Below are 13,221 nucleotides of genomic sequence, written 5' to 3'. Positions count from 1 at the left end.
ATACAGTTTTGGATAGTAGAATTAAAATAAGCACACTAATAAATATTTTAATATTATTAGTGTGTATTATTTATTTTAAATTAATAGGATGAACATGATTATAATTAGTGTTAGTCCTATTTATGCACATGTACCCTATAATCTGATTTTTAGGATTTAAGTCTTTATACTTAATTAATGATTCGCCATAGGTTAGAGTTTCAGGAAATTCAAAGGTATCTACTTTTACGGAATCAGTATAAATAAGATTTTGACTTAACTTACCACATAGATGGATAATGGCATTAGGACAATTTTCACTAAGTCTTTTTAGTATTTTTATGCAGCTGTTCTTATATATATTATTAAAGATATTAGGTCCAATTATATCTATAGTTGCAACAGGATCACCAAAGGATAATATTTTTGCACCATTGTTGTAAACTAGAGTTCCATATTCTACTATAAAATCCTCTAAGAAAGAAAGTAATGAATTAAACTCTTCTTTTTCCTTGCGTATAGCTTTGAAAATTACAGTGCTATCAACTAGGCAGCTTAATATAGTAAATGGACCTTCTATGTTATATATTATATTTTCATTATTAAGAAGCTTCATTGCATCACTTAAACAATTCATTCTAGAGGAATTTAAGTTTAATATTTTAGGGATTTCTTCTATGGATTTAAAAGAATAATCTTTTATTTTAGCACCCTGAAGAGTTAGTGATGTATTTGCACCTAAAAGTTCACCTTCTAGAGTACTGCAAAAGGGAAGTTTTACCCATATATCATTTTTAGAAACTTTTTCTTTAATTGCTAACTTTGCAATATTATTTGCATCTTGGTGTAAATCCATTACATTTCCTATAGATAATGAATTTATGTTGGACATATCAAGAGAGCTATGCTCATAGTTGTTACATATAAATTTATTCACAAATCCTCCTACAATATACATGTTGAATTAATTAGTGACTATGTTTTAGCGAAGATAATATGAAGTCCTTATCAACATTATTTAAAACATAGTGTAATTATTAATTGAACATAAGTGCTTTAGTAAATATTTTTTCATAGTCTTCAATATTAGATAGTTCTATATAATCTACATCCTGTGCTATTAATTCTGCTCGTGTTTTTTCATCTTTAGAAAGCAAACACATTAGAGCTCCGACTCTTGAAGAATTTCCAATATATTCAATTTTGTTAATTAGATCTTTAGGGATTATTCCAACGCCAGTGAGACTTTCAGGCGATAGATGTTTTCCAAATTGACCGGCAATCATAACAGTATCTAAATCATCCATAGTTATATTTTTATACTTTAATAGAGCAAGGAAACCTGAAAGTATAGCACCTTTTGAGAGCTGAACTTGTCTTATATCCTTTTGGGTAATATAAATTTTATTTTTACCTTCATAGAGAGTCATACTTAGCTTACCATCAGTTTCATAAACTAGTGGAGAGTCAGATTTAAGCCTTCCATTAGTTCCTATAATTTCATTAGAAAGAAGCTCACTTACGACCTCTAAAATCCCACTTCCACAGATTCCAGTAGGAATATTATCTTCAATTATTTTAAGTGAGATGTGATTATTCACTATTTTCACACCTTCAATGGCACCATTAGCAGCTCTCATGCCACAGCTAATGTTCATTCCTTCAAGAGCAGGACCAGCAGCGCATGAACAGGAGATAAGATTTCCATCTTTACATAAAACTATTTCACCATTGGTACCAATATCTATAAATAGTGTATTTTCTTTTTTTTCATAGAGTTTACTAGCTAAAATGCCTGAAACTATATCACCACCTATGTAGGTTGATACGGAAGGAATACAATATATTTTACCTCTAGAGTTTATATTAATTCCTATGTCTATGGCATTAGTGCAGATACTATCTGTAAAAACACTAGCATAAGGGGATTTTCCTAAGGTATTTATAGGAATTCCTAAAAGACAATGTAACATAGTAGAATTAGCTCCAATTACAACTTCATAAATAGAAGTTTTAGTTAGATTATTCTTCACACATAAGATTTCTATATTGGAATTTATTTCCTTAACAATGGAGTGTTGAAGATTATCAATTCCATCTGGCGTTTCATTTGCGTAATGAATTCTTGAAAGTACATCTAAGCCAAATTCCTTTTGGGGATTTATAAAGGAACTACTATCAACTTCCTTAAAGGTAGTCATATCTATAAGTGAGCATGCAACTGTAGTAGTTCCGATATCTATAGCAATTCCATAAAATTTATCTATTGAATCACCAATATCTAGTATCTCATCATTGTACATGATAATATCACCATATTCAGCATCTAAAAGCATAGGTAACTTTTTTAGTAAATTAATTGAAAGGGGTGATTTTATATTCATAGATTTACTAAAATATTCGCTAACATTTTTAAAGTTAGATAGGTCTGATTTATTTAAGCTAACTTTAACTTTTCTTAAGGTTGGATTTATATTAAATTTAGGCATATAACCATCTGTTAGTATTTTACTACTAGTAGTATTTTTAAAAAGTAAGTTTATCTGAATATCACTAATAGCCTTAGTTTGACAGGCAAGTCTAATGTTATTACTAATTTCTTCGGCTGAGAGAAGGTTAATTTCATCAGAGGTAGTTGGGGTAACTTTTCCACTTAATATTTTAACTTTGCACTTTCCACAGGTGCCAAGTCCTCTGCAAGGACACTCAATTAAAGTATCTTGAGATTTTAGTTCTTCTAATATGGTTTTGTTACTTGGATTAATCAATATCATTAGAATTCTCCTTTGAAACTTCTATTAAGGTTTTTATACTATCTATCTTAGTATTGGTACCAAGTCCACAGGCAGGGGAAAGTATTCCAACACCACTATCGATACAGAATTTACAAGCGGATTTTAAGCTATCCTTTACTCCTATATCTAGTGCAAGGGTACTTATATTCCCCATGAGAACTTTGTTTGGTACGTTTTCTTTAACCTCTTTTATACTAGTTATAGAATCAAAGCTTAAGATATGATTGTCTAAATCATTTAACTCCTTAAGAATAGGCTTTAATTTTCCACAAATATGAACTATAACTCCATTGTTACATAGAGGGTTTAATTCATTCACAATTCTATTTAGATAAGGTAGTGCAAATTTACGGAACAATTTAGGACCTAGTATTTCACCAGTTCCACTAGGGTCAGAAATTGCAATTATATCCGCACCACTCTTTAATTGCTCCTTACCAAAGGAAATAAGGTTTTCGGTAACCATATTCATAAGCTTATGAACTTCAGACGGTTTTCTTCTTAAATCTTTATAGTAGTTAGAAGCATCAACTAATGAAGACGCAAGACTTACTGGACCAGTAAGGTTCCCTACGATAACCGTATCCATATTCATATTTTTAAGTTTAGTAAGAGCTTCTAATACCACCTTTGAACGTCCTTTGGAAAAATCCATATTACTTAATTCATTAAAATCGGAAACAGTCTGAGTAGGGTACTCTATAACTCTAGGTTCAGTATATTTATCTCCTAGATATACCTTAGCACCCATAGCTTCAGCTTCTACAGTCATGCAAAAGGGTACACCTACATTGTCTAGGATACCATTTTTACAGGTACCTGAAGCCAATGTAGCCATAAGAGTTGAATCATTATGAGCTTCAGGCCAAGAAACTTTTTCCACATCCATAAGCTCTGCCACAATCATATTCATCATGCCTCCAGGACACATGCAAGGAACACGATCTACTTTATATCCATTAATAATATTTAATAATCTTTCTTTTGATGTAATCATATTATTTATCTCCATATTTTTTAATAAGAAAATCTATTTTATCTGGGTAAATAGGCCAACCTAATTCTCGAGTAATATCTAACATTGCATCGATGTTTTCCAAAGGTGTTTCAACAGGTAGTCCACATCCTGACATGACAGAATAACCTTTAGGGCTGTCATAACCATCTTTAATACATTTAAGTGTAGCTACTCTTACATTATTAGGAGTACCACTATACATGATAGTTGAAGGGTCTACATTACCCATGATTTTTATTTGATTTCCTATTGTTTCCTTACATTTAACTAAACTTGCCACATTATCAATACTAAATCCATTAAAGCCTATATCAACAATATCTTGCCAGATTGGATCAGTTTTTCCACAGATGTGAACAGAAGGGGTTACACCCTTGGTTTTTATAAAATCAACTAAAGATTTTAAATAGGGCTTACAATATCTTCTAAAATGAATTGGGCTTATAACCGTAGAAGATGCCATGGGTTCACATACACTAATGCCAACACCTTGTTTTAAACATTCATATACAAAGGAGATACAGCTTTCAAGAGAAATTTTACAAAGCTGATGAACGGCTTCAGGATTTCTTATCATTAATTTAGTCATATCCTGTACACCTATTAAAAAGCAAGCATTAGTAAATGGACCTACAATTGCAGCACTACAAGGCACTTCGTTACCAATGGAATCATTCACAATTTTCATAGTTTCAATATGGAGTGGAAGTCTGCCATCTTTTAGTGGATTTACAGGGAGTAATTTTTCGATATCTTTTATAGAGCTAATAGCAGGCTCTAATAAATCTACAGTATTATCTTCGGGATATTTCATTTTTGCACCCATGGCTTCTGAAATTATAAATAAGTCAGTAAATATTTTAGCACCATCACCGCCAAATCTTTTGTGAGTACTAATTACAGCGTCAGAGAGAATTTTACTACTATGATTAAATTGGGAAATTTTCGCTCCTGTAATACGAGCAATACCATTTGAAAGATTAGGATTACATTGAAGTCTATCAACATCTACTCCTTTAGAGAGAGCCTTAGCTCTTTCTAAAGGAGTCATTTTATCCTTAAACATTAGATAATCCTCCTATCAACAAGGTCTTTAGCTAAACGGGCAGCTTTAGAAGCTTCAACTTCGTAGCCGTCTGCACCTATTTTACTTGCAAAGCTTTGAGAGATAGGTCCACCACCAATCATAACGGTAATATCATCTCTAATGCCTTCTTCTTTTAGAAGGTCTATAACTACCTTCATATTATCCATAGTAGTGGTCATTAAAGTAGACATACCTACTAAAGTTGCACCAGTTTCTTTTACCTTATTTATAAAATCATAAGGTGGAACGTCTCTTCCAAGGTCATATACTTCAAATCCAGAAGTTTCAAGCATTATTTTAAATAAGTTTTTTCCTATATCATGGGTGTCACCCTCGACAACTCCAACAACGGCTTTATGTTTTATTTCATTTGAATTAACTTTAAGATGCGGTTTAAGTTTATCCATACCAGCATACATAGCATCAGAACACATTAAAAGTTCAGGAATATAATATTCCTCCTCCTCATAGAGTACTCCAGCTTTATCCATTCCAACAGCTAAGCCAGCTGAAATACCATCATAGGCATCAAAGCCTTCTTTTAGATATTCTATTGCTTTAGCTTCTACTAATTCTTCATCCATATCAACAACACCCTGTGATAAGGACTTTAATAATAAGTGTTTTTTATTATTCATAAATTTACACACCTCTTTAATTTATTAATGGTTTTGAATAGATTTACATAAATTTATTCAAAACTAATAAGGGTAAGTCTCTACTCAACTACATCATAATATTATTTTAGAAAATTGTTGGGCATTATTGGTATTTTATATAGATGAGTATGTATTTATTAGTTATTTATTACTGTTACATTAGTGTTCCATATTAATCAAATTCATGCTTAAAAGATAGAGTTCTTAATAGCAAATTTCCATAAAACCTAAATTTTAACAATAAATATTGGAGGTTATTTTATAAATTAGGATTGAAATGTAAATATTACAAAAGCACATAAATATATTTTCAAAATATATTGACAACTATCCTGAGAAGGCATAAAATATAATAAATATATATTTATAATTCTTTGAAGGGAATAGTAGATGTTATCTGAGTATCTAAAGCGAGTAGAGGGTGGTGTAAGCTCTATGAGAAAAGTAATATTGAAAGACATCCTGGAGATATTTATCTGAAAAATTAAAGTAGGATAAATCGGATTCCTCCGTTATAGGGATTTGAGATGATTTAGTTAATTATTACTTAATCAAATTAGGATGGTACCGTGAATGTAGCTTTCACTCCTATTATGGAGTGAGGGCTTTTTTTTTTATCATAGTTAGAAATATTAATTATAAAAAGATATTTTAATTTATCTTAAATTTTGTGAATTATTAAGATATGGATGGCTATGATTTATTAATGAAATAGAACTCATTTCATTAATGGTATTAATTTATATATAAGAGTTATTCAATTTGACTTTCATATATTTGAAGTTGGAGTAAAAGAGTAATTTTAGGGATATAAAAGTTTCTAAGCTTTAAAAGTATAAATTTAAAAGCTTAAGGAATTTCTAAGATTTGATTTGGTAGACAATAATTAAATCAACAAGGGTGGTACCGCGAATTATTTTGCCCCTTGAGCGTTTGCTCAAGGGGCTATTATTTTTGTAGGTTGCAAACTATAAAGATAATATTATTTTAATAGGAGCAAGTGAAGTAATATGATTAATTGATTTAGGTGTAAAAAATAAGTAATAAAATTAAAGGTTAATTAGGAGGTAATTGAAATGAAACGAGTTATGATAAATAAGTTAAATAATTATATAGATGAGAAAGTGAAGTTACAGGGGTGGGTATATCGTATAAGAAAGTTAAAATCAATCACATTTATTATAGTGAGGGATAGAACTGGACTTGTACAATGTGTCATTGAAAATAATTCTTTAGAGGGACTTTCATTAAGAGTAGAATCAGTAATATCAATAATTGGAAGTGTGAAGGAAGGTAAGAATACTTTAAATCCTTTTGAGGTGCAAGTTGAAAGCCTTGAAGTAGTTAATGCTTCACAAGAGGAGCTGCCAATTGAAATAAATACTCCTGAGTTAAATATAAACTTAGATACAATGTTAAATAATAGAGTGTTAAGTTTAAGACATGAGAAAGTAAATTCCATTTTTAAAATTCAAGATATAATAGCACAAGGCTTTAGAGAATTTCTAATCCAAGAGGATTTTACTGAGATTTTCACACCTAAGATTGTGTCAGAAGGAGCAGAGGGTGGAACAGAAATCTTTGAGGTAAAGTATTTTGAGAACAAAGCCTATCTTGCTCAAAGTCCACAATTTTATAAACAAATGATGGTTGGAGCTGGATTTGAAAGAGTTTTTGAAGTTGCTCATGTATATAGAGCAGAACAGCATAATACCAATAGACATTTAAATGAGTATATAAGCATGGACTTTGAAATGGGATTTATAGAAAATGAAGAAGACATTATGGACATGGAAGAAAAACTATTAAAGTTTATATTTAATAAGGTTGAGAGTGAAGGACAAAAGTATTTAGAAATATTACAGGTTCAGATTCCTAAGATAGAAGGCTTTATTCCTAAAATAAAGCTAAGTGAGGCTTTAGAAATATTAGACAGGGAATATAATAAGAAAGATTTAGATGGAGACTTAGACCCTGAAGGTGAAAAATTGATTTCTAGATATGTTAAAGAAAAATATGGCTGTGACTTTATTTTCTTAACTCATTACCCAAGAAGAAAAAGACCAATGTATACTATGCCTTGTGGAGAAGTAGAAACCCATAGCTTTGACCTTCTATTTAGAGGAATTGAAATTACTACAGGAGGACAAAGAATTCATAGCTATGATGAACTTGTTAAGAATATGGAATATAAGGGGTTAAATCCTAAGGCTTATGGTAGTTACACATCAATCTTCAAGTATGGAATGCCAAAGCATGGTGGTCTTGCTATAGGATTAGAAAGAATAACAGCTCAGCTATTAGGGCTTGAAAATGTTAGAGAAGCATCATTAATACCAAGAGATAGAACTAGATTAACACCTTAGTTTTATAGTAAGCATATTTCAAACTATATTTAATAGTAATTTTCATGTGGAAAATAAAAAGAGTATGGCAGGAAATAGTGTTACTGCAAAAATCGGCAGTTACCCATATGTAAGACTAGATTTGAATGTAGCTTCAGGTGGTATAGAAGTTAGGAGGAATTAGTGATTAAATTCACTTAGAGTTAAAAATTTGGTGTAAAGAAAAGTAAATAGGAAGGTATAAAGAAAAATAATATACCTTCCTATTTTTTATGTAATTGATACATTAATTAAGTATAAGGTATTTTAGAGAATCGCCTTTACTGCTATAATAATTAAAATAATTCCACCGAAAACTTCAGCTTTCTTTCCAAGTAGATTACCAAATTTTTTCCCTATAAAGATTGCAATCAAACTACAAATTGCAGTAGTAATACCTATTATTAGAGCAGAAGTTAGAATATTAACTTTCATAGCACTGAAGCCTATACCTACAGCAAAGGCATCTATACTAGTTGCAATTGCTTGAAATAGTAGAAGCTTAAAAGTAAGGGATGCGTTTGAGTCATCTTCATCTTTATTACTAGATAGACCTTGTTTCACCATATTACCACCAATAAAACCTAAGATTACAAGAACAAGTATACCAGCATATTTAGTGATGAATTCTGAAAATATTCCTCCAGCATAATACCCTATAACAGGCATGAATCCTTGGAAAAATCCAAAGAACAGAGGCATAGCAAGTAGCGTTGCTTTAGTGGTGTTTTTATATACCATTCCATTGGTCATAGATACTGCTACAGCATCCATACTAAGACCTATTCCAATTAATATAATTTCTAAAATATTCATTTCAAAACTCCTTAATTTTATATTTTTTTAATAATGGTATTATAGCTATTTTCCTTACATAAACTAATATCCCTAATCCGATGATTGAGCTATAAAACTTATATATTTAATAATATCCACACTTAGAGTAGGGTAATATGGTTTAAATAAAAAATAAAAGACTCACGTATAGCCTTATTAAGGCTATACGTGAGTCTTGTTCTTTAAGGCAAGCCAGATTACAAGTAATCAGTATGTTGACTTGACACGTATAAATTAATATACGCAAACTACTCCCTCACGAGATATTTATTTTATAATTATGTCATAAATATACTCATAAGTCAAATTAGTTATTCAATTGAATCAAGAGCAGCTTCATAATTATGTTGTGAGTTGCTCGGCTAAAATATTCAACATAAGTTTGGTTGATGAAATTAGAAAAAATGGTTATAATATACATGTAAGAATTAAAAATAGTACAATTAAGGAGTAGTAATGTGATTGAAGATAAATTTATAAAGAGAATAGACAAATATAAAAAAGAAATCATTAATTGTAAAAAGAAGTATGATAAAGTTGGATATTTTAGACTGATATCCATGCTAGGAGGAATTTATTTTACATATAAATTAATAAGAGGAGAATCACAAGGTAGATATTTATATTTTGCCTTATTATTTTATGCAGTATTTATAGGATTACTTCTATATCATAATACAGTTAAGGAAAAATTAAAATTCTCAGAAGATATGATTGAGATAAACAATAGATATCTAGATAGGATTTCTGGTAAGTGGGTAGATTTTAATGATACAGGAGAAGAGTTCGTAGATAAAAGTCATAGATTTTCCTTAGATTTAGATATTGTAGGGAAGGAATCGCTATTTCAATTAATTAATATTACTAATACTTGGAAAGGGAGAGTAAAGCTTGCAAAAGATTTGTTATACCCTAACTATGATGAAAATGAAATAGTTCTAAGACAGGAGGCTGTAGAGGAGCTATTCAATAACATAGATCTATGTGAAAATATGGAGTATATAGGGAAAAATAAAAAGGGGAAATTAAATAATCCTGAAAAACTATTAAATTATGTTCAGGATGATAGTGTATTAATAAAATCAAAAGCAATTAAAACTTTCATATGCATTATGCCAATAGTTACAATTCCACTATCGTTAATTATTTTTATTTTTAAATTATCAAGCTTAAGCTGGTTAATTTCAGTATTTTTAATTATCCAGCTTATTATATGGGTTATATCTGTATTAAAAGTTAATAGAATTATAGAGTCTATTAACTATTTTAGAGGAACGTTGGAAGAATATAAAAATATTTTAGAGCTTATTCAAAAACAAGAATTTAGTTCGCAGAAGTTAAAGGATATAAAGAGCCGATTGTTTAATGAAAGGGACTCTTCAATAAAAGCTATTAAAGAGCTGGTAAAGATATCAGAACGTATTAACATAAGAACTAATGGAATCCTCTATATAGGTCTAAATATTTTATTTTTATGGGATTATCAATGTGTATTTTCAATTGAAACTTGGAAGAAGAAGTACGGAAGTAAAATAGAACATTGGCTTTCAGATATAGGCGAAATTGAAGGTTTAATGAGTCTAAGTGTAATAAAACATATAAATGAAGTAACCTGCTATCCAAGAATAAATTCCAAGGAGTTAAAAGTAGTATCAACTGGGTTAGGTCATCCATTACTAAGTAGGGATGTTAGAATAGTTAATGATGTTAATATGAAGGATAATATTTTCATAATAACCGGTTCTAATATGTCTGGTAAAACGACTTTTTTAAGAACTATTGGTATAAATCTAGTTCTTGCATACGTTGGAGGAGTAGTATCTGGTGAAGATCTAGAATGTACACCGCTTAATATATTTACATCTATGAGAATAACTGACGATTTAAAGAATGGAATATCAACTTTCTATGGAGAACTTATTAGAATAAAGGATATAATTGAGTGTGCTAATAGTGATAAAAGAATGATATTTCTAATTGATGAGATTTTTAGAGGAACTAATTCAAAGGATAGAATCACAGGAGCTAAAGCAGTGATTAAAAATCTAAACAAGGTAGGAGTAATAGGAGCATTAACAACTCATGATCTAGAACTTTGTAGTAGTGAGGATAGTAATAAAATAAAAAATTATCATTTTACTGAGTATTATCAAAATAATAAAATATACTTTGATTACAAGATAAAAGAGGGTCAATCAACTACCACTAATGCAAGATATCTTATGAGAATTGTAGGAATTGAAATATAAGGGAAAACATGGGTAGTATGTTTATGCTATTAAACTTAATTTTACGAATGAATACCATAAGTAGTTTACTTTAAGCGGTAATGGTAATATTTAAATTTGCCATAAAGACTTACAAAAGTATTATACTCTACACTATTAGAGTATGCAGAATGGGGATTGGACTATATGAATTGTAGGAAAGTTATGGGTAAAAGAATGAATGAGGCATTCCCAGCTATGAAATATAAAAACTTCAGGTATTTTTGGTTTGGTCAATGCGTATCATTAATAGGAAGCTGGGTTCAAACTACAACACAAGGGTGGCTAGTACTTCAAATAGTTGGAGAGAATACCGGATTTTCTTTAGGCCTTATTAATGCACTTCAATTTACTCCAATTATGTTATTTTCACTATTTGCAGGAGTAATAATTGATAGGTTTTCAAAACGTAAAATATTGGTGTTGACTCAAATTGGACTTATGGTTATGGCTTTTGTTCAAGCTATTTTAGTATTTACAGGAGTTGTACAATTTTGGCACCTTGCATTAATAGCACTTATAGTAGGATGTATAAATACTATAGATATGCCTGCTCGTCAGTCTTTTGTTATAGAACTCGTGGGTAAGGATAGTCTAATGAATGGAATAGCACTGAATTCCACTGCATTTAATTGAAAGTGGGGATAGATTTATATTTCTAGAATTTTATTGAGGATAATAATTAAATTAGTATTCTCATAAAACATATAAAATAATTAGGGGGAATGTAAATGACAAAGTTATTAGAAACTATTGTTGACAACTTGGGATGGATAGTTTTAGTACTAGCAGTTATGTGGATTATTTGTATAACGTGGAAAAAAGCTGCACAAGACAAGGCTATCGTTGTAACAGGACTAAAAAGAAGGGTTATAAGTGGTAAAGGTGGATTTGTAGTACCATTCTTCGAACAAACCAATAGGCTATCTCTTGAGAATATGAAGGTTGAGGTAAAAACCCATGAATCATTAGATCGTAATGGTGTACCTATAGATACTGATGGAGTAGCTATTATAAAAGTTAAGTCAGATTCAGCAAGTGTATTACTAGCTATGGAGCAATTTAATACAGGTAAAGAACGCGAAACTATTGAGGTAATTAGAAGTACAGTACAGGATGTGTTAGAAGGAAAACTAAGAGAAATAGTTTCTAAGATGAGCATAGAAGAAATTTATAAAGATAGAGAAATGTTTGCAAATGAAGTTGAGAATGTAGCAAAGAATGATCTTGAAAAAATGGGTCTTGAGATAAAGACTTTTACAATTAGAGATATAGATGATACTAAGGGATATTTACAAGCTCTTGGAGCTAAACAAATAGCTGAGGTTAAGAAAAATGCAGCAATTGCTGAGGCTGAGGCAAAAAGAGAAGAAATGCAAAAAACAGCAGAGGCAAAGAGACTTGGTATGGAGGCGCAAATTTTTGCTGAAGCTGAAATAGCTAGAGCAAACAAGGAAAAAGAATTAAAGGTTCAATCATTTAAAGAAGAAGAGAAAAAAGCTCAAGCCAAGGCTGACTTTGCTTATGAAGTAGAAAAAAATATAGTTCATAAAAAAGTTGTTGAAACATTAAAGGATGCTGAATTATTTGAAGAGCAAAGACAAACAGATATAGCGGATCAACAAGTGCGCAAAAAAGAAAAAGAACTTGAATCAACTGTTAAGAAGGTTGCAGAGGCAGAAAAATATAAAGCAGAGCAAGCAGCTGAAGCTGAAAGATTTAAAATGATTAAGAAAGCAGAAGCAGAAGCAGAGACAATAAGAATTAAAGGTATGGCAGAAGCAGATGCAATAAGACTTGTAGGGCAAGCTAATGCAGATGCAATGAAGGCTGAAGCTGAGGCTATGCAAAAGAAAGCAGAAGCTTATAAAGAATACGGTGAGGCGGCTATAATTCAGATGTTAACGGATAAGCTTCCGGATGTGGCAAGAAGTATATCAGAGCCGTTGTCCAAAACAGAGAAGATGATTATTATAGACAATGGAGGTCAAGGTGGAGCTGCAAAGGTATCGAAGAATATAGCAAGTATTATGGCAGAGGTACCAGAAGTTATCAATTCTTTAACGGGTCTTGATCTTATAGGATTAATAAAGGATATAACTGCAAAGAAACCGGTGTGTGATGAAGCGGTTATGCCAGTTAATAAAACAATAGAAATAGAAGAGCATGACACTAAGGAAATTAGTCAGTAGAGG

General features: G+C 30.7%; 10 protein-coding genes and 1 other annotated feature. Of the genes, 4 read left to right on the top strand and 6 right to left on the bottom strand.

Translation table 11 applies throughout. The annotated features are described in order from the left end of the window. Nucleotides 1-70: 70 nt before the first annotated feature. The 5 genes from RSD37_RS10330 to RSD37_RS10310 form a co-directional block, all read right to left on the bottom strand. Entirely contained in the window at nucleotides 71-916 is an 846-nt protein-coding gene (locus RSD37_RS10330; RefSeq protein ID WP_346946656.1) for a uroporphyrinogen decarboxylase family protein, read from the bottom strand. A 100-nt stretch (nucleotides 917-1,016) separates the two neighbouring features. Continuing rightward, on the bottom strand, nucleotides 1,017-2,753 hold the full coding sequence (locus RSD37_RS10325; RefSeq protein ID WP_346946655.1) for an ASKHA domain-containing protein: 1,737 nt from the start codon (nucleotides 2,751-2,753) through the stop codon (nucleotides 1,017-1,019). After that, nucleotides 2,740-3,771 carry a uroporphyrinogen decarboxylase family protein gene (locus RSD37_RS10320; RefSeq protein WP_346946654.1) on the bottom strand — a complete coding sequence of 344 codons (1,032 nt, stop codon included), beginning with the start codon at nucleotides 3,769-3,771 and terminating at the stop codon, nucleotides 2,740-2,742. The genes RSD37_RS10325 and RSD37_RS10320 overlap by 14 nt, the downstream gene beginning before the upstream one ends. A 1-nt stretch (nucleotide 3,772) precedes the next feature. Beyond that, complete coding sequence (locus RSD37_RS10315) at nucleotides 3,773-4,858, bottom strand: uroporphyrinogen decarboxylase family protein (protein ID WP_346946653.1); 1,086 nt, start codon at nucleotides 4,856-4,858, stop codon at nucleotides 3,773-3,775. Beyond that, on the bottom strand, nucleotides 4,858-5,517 hold the full coding sequence (locus RSD37_RS10310) for a corrinoid protein (RefSeq protein WP_346946652.1): 660 nt from the start codon (nucleotides 5,515-5,517) through the stop codon (nucleotides 4,858-4,860). The genes RSD37_RS10315 and RSD37_RS10310 overlap by 1 nt, the downstream gene beginning before the upstream one ends. A gap of 386 nt (nucleotides 5,518-5,903) precedes the next feature. Beyond that, nucleotides 5,904-6,131 (top strand) — a binding site (T-box leader). A 483-nt stretch (nucleotides 6,132-6,614) separates the two neighbouring features. On the opposite strand from RSD37_RS10310, the gene aspS reads away from it, so the two are divergent. Further along, a complete protein-coding gene (aspS, locus tag RSD37_RS10305; RefSeq protein ID WP_346946651.1) occupies nucleotides 6,615-7,904 on the top strand; it encodes an aspartate--tRNA(Asn) ligase in 1,290 nt (429 codons plus the stop codon). Nucleotides 7,905-8,189: 285 nt separating this feature from the next. Here the strand turns inward: aspS and RSD37_RS10300 are convergent, their stop codons facing one another. Next, a complete protein-coding gene (locus tag RSD37_RS10300) occupies nucleotides 8,190-8,738 on the bottom strand; it encodes a manganese efflux pump MntP family protein (protein ID WP_346946650.1) in 549 nt (182 codons plus the stop codon). Between the two features lie 479 nt (nucleotides 8,739-9,217). On the opposite strand from RSD37_RS10300, the gene RSD37_RS10295 reads away from it, so the two are divergent. The 3 genes from RSD37_RS10295 to RSD37_RS10285 all read left to right on the top strand — a co-directional run bounded on the left by RSD37_RS10295 (nucleotide 9,218) and on the right by RSD37_RS10285 (nucleotide 13,218). Next, nucleotides 9,218-11,008 carry a DNA mismatch repair protein MutS gene (locus RSD37_RS10295; RefSeq protein WP_346946649.1) on the top strand — a complete coding sequence of 597 codons (1,791 nt, stop codon included), beginning with the start codon at nucleotides 9,218-9,220 and terminating at the stop codon, nucleotides 11,006-11,008. Between the two features lie 165 nt (nucleotides 11,009-11,173). Next, nucleotides 11,174-11,662 carry an MFS transporter gene (locus tag RSD37_RS10290; RefSeq protein ID WP_346946648.1) on the top strand — a complete coding sequence of 163 codons (489 nt, stop codon included), beginning with the start codon at nucleotides 11,174-11,176 and terminating at the stop codon, nucleotides 11,660-11,662. Nucleotides 11,663-11,757: 95 nt separating this feature from the next. Further along, nucleotides 11,758-13,218, top strand: coding sequence for an SPFH domain-containing protein (locus tag RSD37_RS10285; RefSeq protein ID WP_346946647.1), 1,461 nt, complete (start codon nucleotides 11,758-11,760; stop codon nucleotides 13,216-13,218). The last annotated feature ends 3 nt before the right edge of the window (nucleotides 13,219-13,221 follow it).

The organism is Clostridium sp., assembly GCF_036646415.1.
Classification (GTDB): Bacteria; Bacillota; Clostridia; order Clostridiales; family Clostridiaceae; genus Clostridium_J.
Note: the sequence above shows the minus strand (reverse complement) of the source record. Positions and strands in the feature narration are given on the sequence as shown.